The sequence below is a fragment of the uncultured Nostoc sp. genome (genome assembly GCF_937863485.1).
Taxonomy (GTDB): domain Bacteria; phylum Cyanobacteriota; class Cyanobacteriia; order Cyanobacteriales; family Nostocaceae; genus Nostoc.
The window spans coordinates 75,441-91,997 of record NZ_CALMFY010000104.1; the positions used below are offsets into that span (position 1 = coordinate 75,441).

Consider the following 16,557-nt stretch of genomic DNA (forward strand, 5'->3'; position numbering starts at 1 on the left):
GGCGTAAATAAATTAAAGTTTGTAGTAAGTTAGCGCGGTCTTATCTTTTGGCGTTAGCCTGCCTCAATGTGAGAAGTGGGGGACTGACAAAAAATAAATTATCCAAAATTATTTGTCCATTTGTAGGGGCGCAAGCCCTTGCGCCCCTACGTTCGCGGAGCGTCCCGCAGGGATGGGATTGTTTTTTTAACTGAAAGTCCCTGGAGCCACTGCGGTCTTCTCCTAAGGGGAGACGATGCCCGTTCTCTACGAGAGGCTGCGCCAAGAGTCAGACGCTCCAACATAGCTCTAAGCGAACGCAAGAGCGTCTTTAAGAGTTGCCATGCCGCAGGCTTTACGCTGCGCTACCCTATTGATGTCTACCTACTTAGAGTTTAGACTTTGGATTAAATTTTTCAATCTAAAATCTTCAACTGAACGAACGCAAGAGCGTCTTGTAGAGAAGCCGAAGTCCAAAATCCAAAATTGTATGCGTTATTCTCCTATAAGTCGGTTTAGAGGTACTTTACTCGGAGCATTACTAGGGGAAAGTTTAGCCACTGGTGGTAAAATCAAGTCTCAGAGTTACCTGGATTTGGGCAGAATGGCGGTTTTGGGTACTGAAAGTTTGATTGCCTTGGGTAGATTAGATTTAGATGATTGGATCGGGCGTCAGCAACAAGAATCTCTTCATTTAGCAGCAACTGATGACATCTCGATAAAAATAATTCTTGCGACACTACCAGTAACGCTTTTTTTTCACGAAAATCCAATTAAGCTCCGACAAAACTTGCTGCATGTACTCAAAATCTGGGAGGATGACCCAGTAGTAAGGGATGGAACACTAGCAGTAGGATATGCAATATCTCTTGCCTTAACTGAAAAACTCAACCCCCTAACCCTCATCCCGCAAATAATTTCTTTTCTCGGAGAAACACCGACATCAATACCAAAAAAATTATTAAGAGTTCAAAATTTATTAGGGCAAGGGGCTGCATTGTCAAGGGCACAAGCTGAGTTTGCTAGAGAAGAAAAGCTAAGTAATACTATTGCTATGGCATTTTACTGCTTTTTGAGTACCTTGGAAGACTTTCGCCTTGCAGTTTTGCGGGCTACTCACAATCGCAATTTCAAAGTGGAAGATGCTACGCCTCTAAGCTTACAGCCTATAAGTGCAATTACTGGTGCTTTATCAGGAGCATATAACGGTACAGGTGGAATTCCCGTAAATTGGCAAGTCTTGCTTTTGCAGAGGAATTCTTCGCTATGGGGACTAACTAGCTTTTCCCAAATGTTAAAATTAATCGATACATTTGTGGCAGTGTGGTCAGGAGTGTATAATTTTGCCCTGCATTCAAGTGAGTTAACAGAGGAGGGAGCTGAGGCTTTGCTTGCAGTTTACGCAGCTCCTCGCGTTATTCGCTCGCGTTAATCCTAATTTTCACCGAACAACAGTGCGGATGCCAAACTCTGAAAACTACACAATCTAGCCAATAACTAAAAAACTTACTAGTACAGCTTGCCAAAAATCCAGCTACCATCTCAAACAAAACTTAGGTCTTAAGGTTCTTGTTAAAGGTAAGTAACTGGGCAAGAATAAATCAAACTATGTTACGCAATGTAAAATTAATTAAATTAGCTCCTAGTAAGACCTTCAGCCTTTAAAATAGGTCTGGAGCTGCTTATTACAAACCTCTAATTATTCACGCCCACTTACTTAGGCAAACTGACGCCACAATGTACTAGTCTTATATACTAGAATTTTTCAGCAAACCCTCAGACTGATTCTGTAGGTAGCTATTGTGGCAAATCGACAACAAAAAAGCCCCCGCCACCGTAGTTGCAGCAGCCGCAGATAAAACTTCCCTGATGATTGTCTTATTTTGAGCTATCAAAGTCAGCAATTGCAGGCAGAGATAATGAAAATCCAGCAATTTTTGCAGTTCTTAACCCAGCAATTGACTCACTGGCGGCGACAGTACAAAGGACTACGCCGTAAAGGAAAGTTAATGAGAAGTCCCAAAAGCAAAAGCCATAGAAGGGAACTTCTAAAGACTATTCTTAAGAATGTAATCTTATTTTTATCAAAAACTAATGACAAAAGCGTAGGTGCAGCCCGCCGTCGGCATCGCCAAAAACAAGAAACAGCGCTCAAGTCAAAGGCAGAATCGGTCAAAACTAAGAGTAGCATTCATACAGTCGGTTTAAATTGGGTGCATGAACAGCGTTTCTTGGTGATTTTAGCGATCGCTGTAGTCTCCCTCACAGGCGTTATTGGCCATAAATTATACAACCAAACTCAACTCCAAGTAGGAAATCCCGCGCCCCAAACGATTAGAGCGCCTTACACAGCTAGCATTGAAGATCAGAAAAAAACAGAAGCCGAGCGCAAAGCCGTTAGTAAAAGTTCCTTACAAATGTTGATGGTTGATGCACGAATGAATCAACAAATCAACGAAAATTTGCAACAACTTCTGAATGATGGCTCTGAAATTCGCACCATTGCTGGATCTTTTCCTTTTTTTGATCCTGTAGTTTTGTCCATCTCTATCCAGCGTTATCTCCGCTCTTGTCCTAACCCGGAATGGCAAGCACTGCTAATAGCTGTAGAAAATAGTAAAAATCAGCAGAAGAAAGGAACAGGACGAACCGCCGCCTCCCGTTCATCATCTATAGCTGCACCTAATCAGGAACACCAGCCGCGCCCAATACCCAAATTTGATTCTCAGAATCCAGAAAAGACAGAGCCAGTTGATTTTTCTCAAAACACTGACTTTACTCAAGCAGTAGCAGAACTAGAATCTTACCGTGTCACAACTTCTCAGAAAAACTTGTCTTTACTGATTGCCCAAATTTCCCAAGCACGCCAAAGATACACCCAAGCCACTGCCAAACTTTTAAAATTAGAGACTGTTACCCCAGAAGTAGTATACGAGGAATCCCTGCTTTTGGATTTGTCAGATGTGGAGTGGGAAAAAACACAAATGGGAATCCATCAAAGTGCAGAGCGGATTCTCACCCAAGGCATCCCACAAGGACTGCCAAAAAATATCTTAGAGAATGCAGTGAGTTTACAATTGCAGACCTCTGTACCAGAATTCGCTGAAACTTTGGCAAAGAAGCTGTTGTTAGCTGTACTGAAGCCGAATCTGCAAGAAGATGAAGAACAAACGAGGCAAAACGCTCAAAAGGCTGCTGCTGGGGTGCCACCCGTGATGGTGAAGATCCGACATGGTGAGGTGATTGTCAAAAAAGGAGAGCAGATTACTGCATGGAACTTTGAGGTGTTGGAGCATTATCACCTGATTCGCTGGGAGCTAAACTGGCAAGAATTGGTGAAGTTAGCAGGCGTGATTGCGATCGCCATTAGTATTTTTGTCTGGGTAGAACGGCATATTCATTACGAATTGCGACAACGCGATCGCCTGTTGGTGTTACTGCTGACTCTGAGTGTGCCAGGAGTGATCACGATCGGATTGCCTTATACAACCTGGAGTGCCCTTGGTTTATTGTTGGGAAGCTTCTACGGCCCCACTTTGGGCTTGACAGTTGTCGGACTGCTGTTGCCGATATTGGGCATTAGCTTGGATATAAGCAAGGCTGCGCTTTTAGCTGGTGTTGGGGGAGCAATATTAGGTAGTTACATTGCACAACGATTGCGATCGCGTGAAGAATTAGCATTATTAGGTGTTGCGATCGCCTTAACTCAGGGTGGTATTTATCTAGTTGTTAAAATCTTAATTGGTCAAGCATTTGGTTCAACCTGGTATATCGTCCTCCGAGAAGCCGGATTGTTTGCTTTATCTGGTTTAGGCTGGAGTATTGTAGCCTTAGGCTTGAGTCCTTATCTAGAAAAAGTTTTTGATTTAGTCACGCCAATCCGCTTGGCAGAACTGGCAAACCCTAATCGCCCTTTATTAAAACGACTCGCTACTGAAACTCCTGGAACTTTTCAACATACACTGTTTGTGGCTACCCTTGCCGAAGCTGCTGCCAAAGAACTAGGATGCAATGTCGAACTTGTTAGGGCTGGTACATTATACCACGATATTGGCAAAATGCACGACCCCCTTGGCTTTATTGAAAATCAAATGGGGGGGCCGAATAAACACGATACCGAGATTAAAGACCCTTGGAAGAGTGTAGAAATTATCAAAAAGCACGTAACTGAAGGTTTAGTGATGGCGCGTAAACACCTTTTGCCTACAGCGATTCAAGCTTTTATTCCAGAGCATCAAGGAACGATGCTGATTGCCTATTTCCATCACCAAGCCCAGCAAATGGCTCAGTCAGATCCAAGTTTAACAGTAGACGACGCAGATTTTCGCTACGATGGTCCAATTCCCCAATCACGGGAAACCGGAATTGTCATGTTAGCAGATTCTTGCGAAGCAGCGCTGCGATCGCTGCAAGCATCGGCTAAATCTGTGGGAGAGAAGCGATCGTTCAAAGATGTCTCCACCGAACAAGCTTTAGCAATGCTCAATAATATTCTGCGTGCCAAATGGCAAGACAATCAACTCGTAGATTCAGGACTAAAACGGGAAGAAATGTCACAGATTGCCCAGATATTTGTGGATGTTTGGCAGCAATTTCACCACAAACGGATTGCTTATCCTAAGTTGAAGGCTAGTGGTGTTGCGCGGAATTCGTAAGTTGCTTTACCTGAGCCTTAAGTATATTACGCTTCAGCCTATACATCTTGTATGCATAGATTGATCGAACCAGCAATCTTTATGTTTTGGCTGGAAGCACTGAGAATCTTTAGTTCCAAATTACGCCGGATGGAGAGGTATTCTAATGAGTCAAGTCAATTATGCAGCCATGTCTGATCAGGAATTGAGGCAATATTTTCTCCTACATCGTGAGGACATTTTCTTACGCGACGCTGAAATGATACAAACCGCGATCACGTTTTCCCAATATTCAATCCTTAATCTCCAGTGCGTCGCACACCAGCCAAAATAAAATTAACTGCTGCTTGAGTATGCTGCTCAATCATTTCTGGACTCAGTAATTGCAAATCGGGTCTAGTATGCTTGATGTTTTCGTAAGCATTGAAGTATAAATTACAAACCCCAATAATATGCAGGGTGGTGAGAAATGGATCGAGTTGACGGAAACAACCTTCCGCCATCCCCCGCTCTAAAATCTTGATAAGATAAGCGAAATTTTCTTGCCAATTCCCCTGTTTGAAATACTTTCCCTGATTTTGGTTTGCTTCTTGGAACCAAAGCATCCCCCTGTGCGGGTGAGCAGCTTCGTAGGCGATCGCTTCCTTAACAAGCAGCTTCAAAGCCTCCTCTGGTGGTAACTTATCGAAATTTAGCTGCCCAAACCCTTCGTGCATTTCCACCGCCGGACGTTGCAGAACAGCTTGATATAGTCCTTCCTTGCTTTGGAAGTAGTAGTAAATCATCGCTGTGTTTATACCTGCACCTCTGGCGATCGCTTCTGTCCGCGCCCCTTGAAGTCCATTTCTGGCAAACTCCGCTTCCGCCGCATCGAGAATCTGCTTTTTTGTCGCCTCTGCATCGCGCACCTGACGCGGCTTTTTAGATGAGAATTTTGACTGCGTTGAACGACCCACGGTACTCCATCAGCATAACGAAAATATCTTAACTAAAAAATTGGTTAGTAGTTGACATAGAAGATGAAATTTATTACATTAATACTCATTAACTAAAAAATTAGTTAGTTAATGTCTAATTCAGCGATGCAGTAGCTAAAGTTAGCCGAGCGAATGCCCGGTAGTATTAGTTCGTCCATTGCAGGCAAGACTTTATTTATCCCAATTTGCATTCAAAAGTAAAATGTCAGACAGGTGACACAAGGTTGTCAAGCACAACTTTTAACTTTCAAGATTGTGTGACGTTTTATTAACGCATCTACAGAAGTTTAAATAAACAACTTCTCAAGATATTGGAGGAAAAATAGAACCAATTTTACCTGGTGCGCCTTGGTTAATCGCGCACAAATTTATACTCGGAGTGAATAAACTTAATAAAATCACATTAAATGGACAAGATTATGTCATTTGGCAAAACCAAAAAGGCAAAGTGTTTGCCCTTGATAACATCTGTCCACATATGCAAGCACCCTTATCAGACGGCTGGATTTGTCAAGAGAGAGATACTATTACTTGCCCTTTTCATGCACTAGAATTTGACGGACAAGGCAGACTACAGCAAGGATAAAAAAAGGATACTCAGGCAATTACTAAACCATTAGAGCTAATTATTAGCAATGATTCTATCTGGACATATGCTGGATTTGAACCAAGATTACCCATCCATGATTTGCATCAGAAAATTGTAGATGAATACGAGTTCATCGGAGTGACTGGAGACAAAAGTATTCATGGAGAGTTTTTGACTAACCTGATGGTTAACTATGACTATAATCACCAAAATGGTACTCATAAAGAACTATTTAAAATTACATCTTGTCACGTCAGTTATTTTGAACAAAAAGGATATGATGCCACAGTCAAACAAGATTTGACAAGAGCCAACAACACGCTAGCAGAAATTCTCAAAAATCCGATTTTGGGAATCTTTCCTAAAACGCTTGCTAACACACTTGAATACGCTTTTCCTTCAACTACAGCTTTTTTTGCTAAAACGCCTATTGGTGATATTGCTCAAATCCATATTCTCTACCCGGAAACAGAAAAAATCACCAAGACGTTTATTTTAATGTATGCCAAAGTCGTCAATCCTTTGATGAAATTTCTGTTTAAAAACTCAGTTTTCCAAGCAGCAGCCACAGTTATTGAACAGGATACAAGTGCAGTTTAAAGCTTGTATCCTCGGCAAAAACCAAAAATTAGATTGCCAAATGAAGAGATTATGTTCTACGCAGAAAAACTCTACCGTAATTGGTAATTTGGATTTGCAAAACCTAACTGCACTTTACAATTAAGTAGATACTGTAGCTAATTACTGCTGGAGGTACTCAAATATGAGGCAGCTAAAATCCGCCGAGGAAATGCCTGGTAGCTATGGCTTGCCCATCTTAGGGGAGACTTTGGAAGTATTCCGGGATTTAGAGCTGTATATATGGCGACGATTCCAACAGCATGGTTCAGTTTTTAAGACGAGCGTCATGGGACGTAAACGTGCTTATTTAATTGGCCCCGATGCTAATCGCCTGGTGCTGGTGGAACAAGCGGAACATATGTCGTCGCGGATAGGGTGGCATTTCCTAGAATCAACATTCGGCAACAATATTTTATTACAAGATGGGGAAGAACATCGGCTAACTCGTCGCTTGATGTATCCAGCATTTCACGGAAAAGCGATCACTACATACTTCGACACCATCCAAAATATTGTGCAAGACTTCCTCAAAGATTGGGGACAGGGAACAATTTCCTTAAATTCTAGTTTCCGCCAGCTTACCCTGATGGTTGCTACTCGCCTCTTCTTGGGAAGTCAAAATAAAAGCGAAGTTGAGCAAACCAGTCAGTGGTTTACACAACTGCTAGATGGCAGTATGGCGATATTCAAATGGAATGTCCCTTTTACTTTATATGGTCGCGGTCAAAATGCTAGGGGTAAGTTAGTGGCTTTTTTACGTGAAGCGATCGCACAGCGTATCGAACAGGGTAACTTAGAGCAATCAAAAGATGTTTTGGGATTGCTGCTAGCGGCTGTTGATGAAGACGGCAATAAGTTAAGTGAAGCACAGATAATCAACGAGGCATTACTACTACTGTTTGCTGGTCACGAGACGACAGCCTCTTTGCTAACTTGGGTAATATTTGAATTAGGTAATCACCCAGAGTGGCGAGAGCGACTGCGTGAAGAACAGTTAGCAGTTGTGGGAAATAATCCCCTGAGCTTGTCCCATCTCAAACAACTTCCACAGTTAACCAACGTACTAAAAGAAGCAGAAAGGCTCTATCCCCCAGTCTATGCCTATAATCGTGGCGTCCTCAAGGATATTGAGTATGCAGGCTATCGCATCCCAGCGGGTTGGTTTGTGACTATTTCGCCAATGTTGACTCACCGTCTACCAGAACTGTACACCGATCCCGATCGCTTCGACCCCGATCGCTTTGCACCACCTCGTGAAGAAAATAAAAAACATCCCTTGGCACTACTGGGTTTTGGTTATGGTTCGCACAGTTGTTTAGGCATGGAATTTGCTCAGATGGAAATGAAAATCGTGCTTTCTACAATGCTTCGCCATTACGACTGGACAGTAAAACCGGATTATTCTGCGATCGCTCCAGTTCGTCAGCCTTCTAAAGCTAAGGACACTCTACAAGCATATATTAAGCCTTTAGGTAGCAACCTAAATATTTAAAGTGACATAAAGTTCGATTTTGTACATAAACCAAAAGTTAAGCATAACTGCTACAACTTTCAAGCAGTGTTATACCGTTCAGTTTCTAGGGAATCCTATATCTGAAACTCTATAACACTTGTCAGTAAAGAGGTATGAAAATTACAGGAACAATCAGGGGTATTAGTATCAAACAAGGAAAAGTACCTTGTGGGTTTATTACTCCTGATACACTAATACCAGGTCATGAAGGCAATATACTTTTTTTTGCAGATAAGCTGATTGGGATCGCTATTGAAGATTTAGAAAGAGGCAACTTAGTAGAATTCAGTGTCAAAGAATGGAATAAAAAAGATGGTACTGTAGAAAAAATTGCTGATGAAGTACGTCTTTTGAATGAAAATACCCGATTAACAGGAGTTATTAACTGGCTAAATCAACAAGAAGGTAGAGGTTTTATTAGACCTGATATACCCTTAAAAAATCAAGATAAGGATTTGCTATTTTTTAAGCAAGATTTAGAGGAAATTACACTCGAAAATATTTCTAAAGGAGATAAAGTAGAATTTGTATTGGAAAATATAAATTATCCAAATGGAAGAGTTGTAAAAGCTGTTAAAAAAATTCGTTTAATTTTTCCAATTTCACCTAAACAAAAGGCATCTGGGAACAACAGAGCTATTTATAATAGTGATATTTTCAATGTCAAAGATGTCAAAGAAAAAATTAGTTCCTGCTTGGGTCATTGCATAAAGCTTTCAGATTCAGCAGAGTTTGAAGATTATGTATTTATGGTTCTCAGGCTTCTCGGTATTCACAACTTATATCAGTATGACAAAAAAAATCAAGCCGGGAGAGCGGATGGTTTCTTTATAATAGGAAGTCTTGCAGTGATGTATGATTGCACGCTTAGAAAAAATTTTGATGAACACAAAAAAGAGCAGATTGAAAACTATGTAAATAAATTAAAGAATTCTCAGATGACAATTGATGTAAGACTCACAAATGGTGGAGGAAGGAAAAAAACGATCCAAATTCAAGGTAAAAATCGTCAAGTATGGATAATTACCCAAGAAAATACTAGAGAATTATATGATGTTGATGGTATTCGTATTAAGGAAATTTCAGTGCAAGATTTAATTCAAATATTTAATAAAAGACTATATTCAGATGCATTTGAAGAAGATGAACTATCTGCACACCTTGCAGTGATTGATAAAACTTGATTTTACTCTTTTATGACACTTACTCTAATTTCTCTACTAAGCTAGAAGCTTATCTCCATAGATGGTCAACCTAGTACATTAACCAAGTGCTACGCTATAGTTAGCAAGATTGAGAGGCAACTATGACTGCCCTGATTCTGAACCTTAGCCCCACCATTGAATTAACAGATGAGCAGTTCTTCTAACTGTGTCAGAATAATCGAGATTTGCGACTTGAGCGCACGGCAGAGGGAGAATTAATTATCATGCCACCAACTGGATGGGAAAGCGGAAATCGGAATTCAAAACTAACAGCTCGGTTAGAGTTTGGCTAATTGACCCCCAGAACCAACAGGTGGAAATTTACCGAGGTAGAGCAGAAGGGAAGGCAGAAGGCATTCGCCTGGTGGCTGCGAATCTGCTCAAAAGCCAAATGTCTTTAGAGGAAGTGATAAAATTAACTGGGTTATCAATTGAAGATGTACAGTTGTTGCAAACAGAGATAAAAGGTGAGTCAAGATAATTGGTAATTAGTAATACTCGCCTTGGGCGAGAAGCAAGCTACGTAATTCGTAATTATTACCTCACGGATGAATCCGGGTGTCTCTGAATAAAAACGAGAGCGATGTCGTAGACATCGCTCAATTTCACTCATTTCAGAATATGGGTAACTTGTAACTATAATTTGATAAAAATTTACAGACAAAAACAAAAAATTAATATTGACTTAAGATTAAAAACACTGTCTGCAATAACCCTATGACAAAACCCAAAACACCGCCTAAAGTCACAATCGCTTGCAATTCATTTTTTACAATTCCCTCAATTGCAGCTTCTAAATCAGCCGGTGAAGTTGATTTTACCCGATCAACTATCACTTGATCTATCGACAAAATCGGAATCGCCTGCGCCACAATTACTTCTAAATCTTTTTCTAAATACTTATCTAAAAGTAGAGCCAACTCTTGACTCATGACTTCTAAAGAAGTACTGACAACAGGTGAAGTACTAAGACGATTCAGCAGGACTCCAGCAATATTTTCCCAATCAACAGAATCAGTTAATCCTTGTAAAAAATCGCTGCCACTGTTTTGCAGATAATGACGAACACTTTCGCGGGTGGTCTTTCTAAGTTGACGCACCGTACCCATTGGCAAGTTTTGTAATGATAAATTTTGCAGTAATTTTCTAATGCGATCGCGCATTTGTAAATCTTGAGTCAATTCCTGCAAGCGAGTATTAGTAGCCTCCTTTTCATCCAAGCAAAAAGTTCGTAACCGTGTAAGAGTATTACGTAAGCCAAACAAATTTGCTACTACCCAATAAGTACCACTGGTTTTTTCGCGGAAGCCTTCATCAATAATTTGAATCGTGCGATCTGTCAAAAAATCAACTATCGTCTGCCGCAGCACATCCGGCGGTAGAACTACTTGCAACAACCAATCAGCAAGCCGCGTGGCTTGTTCTTCACTCAATTGAAATTCCAGCAATATCTGGTCAAAAATTTGATTTATCTGCGCTTCCAAAAAGTCTTCACGTCGCGCCAAAACTTTGAGTAACCGTGGTAAGGATTCCCCTAGCAAATCCCGCAAAATTCCCGCCACAATTTTAGCACTTTTCTGGTTTTTATCTGTTTTGATTTGTTCGATCGCCAGCTGCAACAACCAGAGAATTCCTGCCTGCACGCGTTCTGTTTGCAACAATCGCCGCGCTAGATTTTGCAATTCTTGTGGTGTCAACAGTGACCCCATGATTGTTTTGGAAATGTTCAGAGCCAGACGTTCCTGGTTGCGGGGAATCAATCCAGGGGTGAAGGGTACTCTTCGTCCAGCAATATAAATTGCTCGGTAAGGACGGAACAACATTTTGATGGCTATATCATTTGTGAAATAACCAATGATTCCACCCAGTACCGGGGGAGACACATAAAGCCAAAGATGAGACCAGTCCACAGGATTTTGAATTTTGGATTTTGGATTTTGGATTCTAGATTAGAAATTAGGGATTGGGGATTGGTAATTGGCGGTTATTAGTTATGAGTTATTTTTCCACTAACTACTAACGATTTTCCATTAGCCATTGCCTATTCCGCAGTCCCCAATCCAAAAGACGTTCGCAGGCTCGCTCTAAGCGAACGCAAGAGCGTCTCTAAGAGTTGCCATGCCGTAGGCTTTACGCTACGCTATCCCAAATCTAAAATCTAAAATTTGCTGACTACCAGCACTCCCATCATACCGTTCACGATGGGGTAGTGTGTGGCAACAGCAAAACCAACTTGACGCGCTAACTCTATTTGCTCTTTGCCGATGGGAAAACGGTCTAAGCTGGGACTGATGTAAGCATATTCTTCTTTTAAACCTAAATAATTGGCAACTGGAACCACGAAACCGTCCAAATACCACTGCTGAAAGGTACGTAGCTGAAGATTACTCGGTCGATGAAAGTCTAAAATTGCGGCTTTAGCACCCGGCTTCAAAACACGGTATAACTCTTGGAGACTGCGGGGAATATCTTTAACATTTCTTAAACCATAGCCCATTGTTGCGGCATCAAATTGGTTGTCATCAAAGGGTAAATTTAGCACATCGGCTTCTACCCAGGTGATAGCAGGTTGAGGGTACTGTCTTTGGGAACGTAATGAAGCAGTTTCTAGCAGGTTTGGGGAAAAATCTACTCCGTACACCTGTCCTGTTGCTCCTACACGCCGTGCCAAACGTAAGGCTAAATCACCACTACCGCAACACAAATCTAATGTAGTATCACCTAATTTAGCTGCACTCCATTTAACTGCCATTTCCTTCCATATTCGATGCTGTCCCAGACTCAACCAGTCGTTCAACTGGTCATAAACTGGAGCAATACGGTTAAAAATGGACTGAATTTCGTTAGTCATTGGTCAAGAATCAAGGGTCAAGGGGAGCCAGTCATGTGCGGGGTTCCCTCCGTTGAGGGGAGTGGCGTTGAACTGGCGTTCAAAATTCAAGGGTCAAGAGTTCAACTTTGGACTCTTGACTATTGACTAAATTTTTGTTTTATGGTGGCGACTACTAGTAAGAGCGATCGCCAGCAGTTCGGCTGATAAATTAATTAGCATTAATTCATCTTCCCGCAAAGTACAGGGTTGTTTCCACTGTAATGACAATACACCCAAAAGTTCATTACGGTGGCTAATTGGGATAACTAAATGTGCTTGCACACCCGTGTTGTAGTAGTGAATAGCATCAACTAATTTAGTGTCTTTAGGTACATTTAAGGAAACTTGCATTTGTCCGGTGGCGATCGCTTCCCTTGTTAGTGGGTCATGAGATAGCCAATTCTCTATTGTACCTGTATCGCTGTAAGTTCCTTGAGTCGCAACCAGAGTATTTCCATCTGTAAGTTGTAGGATACAGCCTTCTGCTCCAAAAGTCTGACTCACAGCCCTAGCAATTGGAGCGAGAGTTTGCTCTAAGCTAGAAGCTGCTTGAGTTATCTGTACCAAAACACTCAGCAGCGCCATTTGAGCATGAGCACGGCGTAATTCTTCTGTACGTTGCTTGAGCAAGTCGTAAGTTTCTGCTGCCCTTTGCACCACTGCCTTCAGTTCCCCTGGGTCCCAAGGCTTGGTGATATATTTGTAGACTTGTCCGGCATTAATCGCCTCTACCAAGTCTTCAATATCAGTAAATCCAGTGAGAATTATCCTTACCGTATCGGGAAACTGAGGTACAGTCTTGCTGAGAAACTCAGTTCCTTTCATTTGTGGCATCCGTTGATCGGAGATAATCACCGCTACCTCCCCTTCTGTTGCCAAAACTTCTAAGGCGTTCACCCCACTATCAGCTTTCAGAACATTAAAGTCGCGTCGAAAGGTGCGATAAAGCAAATCGAGATTATCTGGCTCATCGTCAACTACCAGGATTTTGAGCTTTTTTGAGCGTTCGAGAGTCATCACTTGATATTGGACTTTATCAATTTCGAGACTGGCCTTATCCATAAGATATTTCCTTTAAATATTCACTATCTTGTTATATTCCATACCAAGTTTAGTCGAGAATAGCTCGAAATAATCAAGGGTTTTTACGGACTTGATTTGCATATTTAAATACGTTTATTATGAGTGCTACAGGGGATATTTACCTGCCAAAATATCTGAATTAGAAAAAATTTCATGAGAAAAATAACTAAATCAGCCTAAATATGGCGGTTTTCATGATGGATGAGGTAGTTTATGCACAGCTAACTGTGCTACCCGACAATCTGTATTTCACACATTTAAAGTCGAGATAAGTTTCTACAGATGAACTCAAGGCAGTAGGTCTGGGTAGTTCATAGATTAGAATAAGACTTGCTCATGAGGTATTAATTAACCTCTCAAGTTGAAGCTCGCACTCCGATTATGACTGATCTACCACCCAACGCTCAGAATCCCGAAGAAAATACTACCAACGATGTAGCACAAGAATTACTGCGAAGGCTGAGGCAAAAACAAGGCAACTGGGTGGAATGGGGAACGGCGATCGCCTCATTGCTAAAAACCGGTTACAATCCCCAAGACATTTTTGAGGCGACTGGATTTGAGCCGATTCAACAAAATCAGGTGGTTGTTGGTTCCCAAGTTTACAATTCTTTAGAAAACTCTGGAGTATCGGAAGAAACGCGATCGCACTACGCAACACGTGGTAGTGACGTTTTATACGAACTGCGTTTGCTTACCCAAGAAGAACGCGCCGCCGCCGCCGAACTGATCTTCGTCCACAAAATCGACGCCGATGAGGTGAAGGAAGTAGCAAAAGCAATTAAAGAGTTCTCTTATTTCCGCACTTTGCCAGAAGGGTTTTCTGCTCATCCAGGAGATGCTGTTGCTCACCAAGTTTGGAAACTGGCACGTCAAAATGCAGATTTACAACAGCGATCGCGCCTGATTGCCAAAGGTTTGCGTTTTGCTCACACGCCAGCAGCAAGGCAAAAAATCGAACAGCTACTGACTGATTTTACCAGCGTTCCCCAGCGTCCAGCGCCAATTTTACCCTTTTACCGCCTGGAATTTGAAGAACAATTACCCCGGATTTTGCCCGTGGTAGGCGAGTTGCCATTATCACGAGAAGACTTGCAAGCTGTGCCCATAGTCACAGAAATTGAACCATTTCGCCTAGTCAAGTTTTCTGGAGAGCAAGCTTGGGTACCCTTACCAGGTTGGCAAGTGCTGTTGGCGGCGGAAGATCCAGTAGTGATTTTAGCGAATAGCGATCGCTTCCCCATCCAAACCCAAACCCAAATAGGGCCCGTTGTAGTTGTGGTAGATCGTGCCCAACGACAATGGGATGCCTCCAGCTATTTTGTCGTTGAAAATGGTAGTGAATTAGATTTTCAGTGGTTTGAAACTGAGCCAGAAATTCCTCTACTAGGACAAATTATTATCATTGTGCGTCCTAAGAAAATTCTGGATGAAGAATTAACTAAGGATTCCTGGCAGATTGACGAATAAATTTAATTTTAGGCAGAGCTAACTGCGTGATCTGATCTGTTAAGACTGTCCAAACAGTAGATAGCAACTGGCGGCATTGGTTCAATTTTCTGTTTGGCCAATGCCGCCAGTTGCTTTAATTCTCTTAACATGAACTTGGCACTGGCTCCGCAATGCTTTGCCTAAACCTTTGATTTTTGGTTGATCTGTGTAAGAGACCATTTATAAAGTAAATCAAAAGTTAGGGTGTGTTACGGCTTTAGCCTAACGCAACGTGTTATATAGCAATCCGATTTGATTGCGTGAAAAAATCTGAGTATGTGTAGTATATGTAGGGAAGCCAGCCGTCTGGGCGGGTTTCCCGACTTGAGCGGACTGGCGTTGTGTTATCGCCGAGAGTACGGCACCTAGAATCAGAGGTGGTGCGTTAGCCTTTGGCATAACGCACCCTACGAATATTTCAAAAAGTAACGACCGTAACAAGAAAAACCCAAATTTTTTAAGCTGAAAGTGTATAGAGCACAAAATATATTTAAATTTTGTAATAACTTTTAATAGAACGCACTGGATCAAGAATCTTGATTTTTGAAAAAAACGCACTGGCTCCTCTACGGATATTTCAAAAATCAAATATTAGTTCTATATCATGAGAGCAAAATTCTTAATAAATTAAGCACTTTTTGGGAATTTTAGCTTTTCCAGTCTCTTCATATTTTATCACCACAATTATTGAGGAAAAAACAAATTCCTATTTTTTCGATTTAGTTTCATAACGAAACAAACGTAATGGATTTCCTATTGACAGGAATGACTCAAGGATTATTCAACATAGCCATTACTGGTTTGTAGCTGAACAAGGAGTTTTCCGAAAATGTCTCTCACGAAACGTTGTTTGGCCGAATTTATCGGTACATTCTGGCTTGTTTTAGGTGGCTGTGGTAGTGCTGTTCTAGCCGCCGCCTACACAGAAGATGCTGCAAAAATCAGCGAGAATACTTCTTTTCCATTGGGTATTGGATTAGTAGGTGTATCCCTGGCATTTGGGCTTACTGTCCTCACAGGGGCTTATGCTTTTGGTCATATTTCTGGTGGTCATTTCAACCCCGCTGTTTCGTTTGGACTATGGGCAGGTAAGCGCTTTCCGGGGTCTGACTTACTACCTTACATCCTCTCTCAAGTGATCGGCGCAGTTATTGCTGGGGGCATTATCTACCTGATTGCTAGCGGCAAAACTGGATTTACGCTGACTGGCTTCAACCCACTGGCTACCAACGGCTATGGTACTCATTCTCCAGGTGGTTATACGCTGTTTGCTTGCCTGATTACTGAAGTTGTGATGACTTTCATGTTTCTGCTGATTATTCTGGGTGTGACTGATAGCCGCGCTCCTCAAGGATTTGCACCTCTGACAATTGGTTTTGGACTCACCTTAATTCACCTAATCAGCATTCCTGTAACCAATACCTCGGTTAATCCTGCCCGTAGTACTGGAGTTGCTCTATTTGCAGGTGTAGAACTCTTTTCGCAAATCTGGCTGTTCTGGATAGCTCCTATCTTCGGGGCTATTTTAGCAGGATGGTTGTACGTAGCCATCTTTAGTGAATCAACTGTGGAAGAACGGTAAAATCTCAAAGA

General features: G+C 41.7%; 13 protein-coding genes and 1 pseudogene. 10 read left to right on the forward strand and 4 right to left on the reverse strand.

All coding sequences use genetic code 11. From position 1 onward, the window contains the following. Positions 1-469 precede the first annotated feature (469 nt). Together Q0541_RS14145 and Q0541_RS14150 are read left to right on the forward strand one after the other, a co-directional pair. Positions 470-1,411: an ADP-ribosylglycohydrolase family protein gene (locus Q0541_RS14145; RefSeq protein WP_298911340.1), complete on the forward strand. Its 942-nt coding sequence runs from the start codon at positions 470-472 to the stop codon at positions 1,409-1,411. A 487-nt stretch (positions 1,412-1,898) separates the two neighbouring features. Further along, a complete protein-coding gene (locus Q0541_RS14150; protein ID WP_298911297.1) occupies positions 1,899-4,634 on the forward strand; it encodes an HD family phosphohydrolase in 2,736 nt (911 codons plus the stop codon). Between the two features lie 278 nt (positions 4,635-4,912). On the opposite strand, the gene Q0541_RS14155 is transcribed toward Q0541_RS14150, so the two are convergent. Next, the gene (locus tag Q0541_RS14155; RefSeq protein ID WP_298911299.1) at positions 4,913-5,569 is read right to left on the reverse strand and encodes a TetR/AcrR family transcriptional regulator; all 657 of its coding nucleotides are present in this window, start codon (positions 5,567-5,569) and stop codon (positions 4,913-4,915) included. Between the two features lie 400 nt (positions 5,570-5,969). Between Q0541_RS14155 and Q0541_RS34455 the strand changes: the two genes are divergently transcribed. From Q0541_RS34455 to Q0541_RS14180, 6 genes and pseudogenes are all read left to right on the forward strand, one after another. Next, positions 5,970-6,176 carry a Rieske (2Fe-2S) protein gene (locus Q0541_RS34455; protein ID WP_366941874.1) on the forward strand — a complete coding sequence of 69 codons (207 nt, stop codon included), beginning with the start codon at positions 5,970-5,972 and terminating at the stop codon, positions 6,174-6,176. A gap of 102 nt (positions 6,177-6,278) precedes the next feature. Continuing rightward, on the forward strand, positions 6,279-6,779 hold the full coding sequence (locus Q0541_RS34460) for a hypothetical protein (protein WP_366941875.1): 501 nt from the start codon (positions 6,279-6,281) through the stop codon (positions 6,777-6,779). A gap of 163 nt (positions 6,780-6,942) precedes the next feature. After that, a complete protein-coding gene (locus Q0541_RS14165) occupies positions 6,943-8,292 on the forward strand; it encodes a cytochrome P450 (RefSeq protein ID WP_298911301.1) in 1,350 nt (449 codons plus the stop codon). Positions 8,293-8,426: 134 nt separating this feature from the next. Continuing rightward, positions 8,427-9,497: a cold shock domain-containing protein gene (locus Q0541_RS14170; protein WP_298911303.1), complete on the forward strand. Its 1,071-nt coding sequence runs from the start codon at positions 8,427-8,429 to the stop codon at positions 9,495-9,497. A 122-nt stretch (positions 9,498-9,619) separates the two neighbouring features. Further along, positions 9,620-9,799 (forward strand): annotated as a pseudogene (locus Q0541_RS14175) (Uma2 family endonuclease); the annotation flags it as partial. Continuing rightward, positions 9,757-9,999, forward strand: a complete 243-nt coding sequence (locus Q0541_RS14180; RefSeq protein ID WP_298911305.1) for a hypothetical protein — start codon at positions 9,757-9,759, stop codon at positions 9,997-9,999. The pseudogene Q0541_RS14175 and the gene Q0541_RS14180, both read left to right, overlap by 43 nt. Before the next feature lie 193 nt (positions 10,000-10,192). On the opposite strand, the gene Q0541_RS14185 is transcribed toward Q0541_RS14180, so the two are convergent. The 3 genes from Q0541_RS14185 to Q0541_RS14195 all read right to left on the reverse strand — a co-directional run bounded on the left by Q0541_RS14185 (position 10,193) and on the right by Q0541_RS14195 (position 13,452). Then, on the reverse strand, positions 10,193-11,428 hold the full coding sequence (locus Q0541_RS14185) for a DUF445 family protein (RefSeq protein ID WP_298911307.1): 1,236 nt from the start codon (positions 11,426-11,428) through the stop codon (positions 10,193-10,195). A 248-nt stretch (positions 11,429-11,676) separates the two neighbouring features. After that, a complete protein-coding gene (gene ubiE, locus Q0541_RS14190) occupies positions 11,677-12,369 on the reverse strand; it encodes a bifunctional demethylmenaquinone methyltransferase/2-methoxy-6-polyprenyl-1,4-benzoquinol methylase UbiE (RefSeq protein ID WP_273767858.1) in 693 nt (230 codons plus the stop codon). 126 nt (positions 12,370-12,495) lie between these two features. Next, positions 12,496-13,452, reverse strand: coding sequence for a response regulator (locus Q0541_RS14195; RefSeq protein ID WP_298911312.1), 957 nt, complete (start codon positions 13,450-13,452; stop codon positions 12,496-12,498). A 402-nt stretch (positions 13,453-13,854) separates the two neighbouring features. Here Q0541_RS14195 and Q0541_RS14200 point away from each other — a divergent pair, with 402 nt between their 5' ends. Further along, positions 13,855-14,943 carry a RuBisCO accumulation factor 1 gene (locus Q0541_RS14200; protein WP_298911314.1) on the forward strand — a complete coding sequence of 363 codons (1,089 nt, stop codon included), beginning with the start codon at positions 13,855-13,857 and terminating at the stop codon, positions 14,941-14,943. A gap of 850 nt (positions 14,944-15,793) precedes the next feature. After that, positions 15,794-16,546 carry an aquaporin Z gene (gene aqpZ / locus Q0541_RS14205; RefSeq protein ID WP_298911316.1) on the forward strand — a complete coding sequence of 251 codons (753 nt, stop codon included), beginning with the start codon at positions 15,794-15,796 and terminating at the stop codon, positions 16,544-16,546. Positions 16,547-16,557 lie beyond the last annotated feature (11 nt).

Bases quoted from the DNA above. Each gene is read 5' to 3' on its own strand.
- Q0541_RS14145 (WP_298911340.1), top strand. From the start codon at position 470: ATGCGTTATTCTCCTATAAGTCGGTTTAGAGGTACTTTACTCGGAGCA.
- Q0541_RS14150 (WP_298911297.1), top strand. From the start codon at position 1,899: ATGAAAATCCAGCAATTTTTGCAGTTCTTAACCCAGCAATTGACTCAC.
- Q0541_RS14165 (WP_298911301.1), top strand. From the start codon at position 6,943: ATGAGGCAGCTAAAATCCGCCGAGGAAATGCCTGGTAGCTATGGCTTG.
- Q0541_RS14170 (WP_298911303.1), top strand. From the start codon at position 8,427: ATGAAAATTACAGGAACAATCAGGGGTATTAGTATCAAACAAGGAAAA.
- Q0541_RS14180 (WP_298911305.1), top strand. From the start codon at position 9,757: ATGGGAAAGCGGAAATCGGAATTCAAAACTAACAGCTCGGTTAGAGTT.
- ubiE (WP_273767858.1), bottom strand. From the start codon at position 12,369: ATGACTAACGAAATTCAGTCCATTTTTAACCGTATTGCTCCAGTTTAT.
- Q0541_RS14195 (WP_298911312.1), bottom strand. From the start codon at position 13,452: ATGGATAAGGCCAGTCTCGAAATTGATAAAGTCCAATATCAAGTGATG.
- Q0541_RS14200 (WP_298911314.1), top strand. From the start codon at position 13,855: ATGACTGATCTACCACCCAACGCTCAGAATCCCGAAGAAAATACTACC.
- aqpZ (WP_298911316.1), top strand. From the start codon at position 15,794: ATGTCTCTCACGAAACGTTGTTTGGCCGAATTTATCGGTACATTCTGG.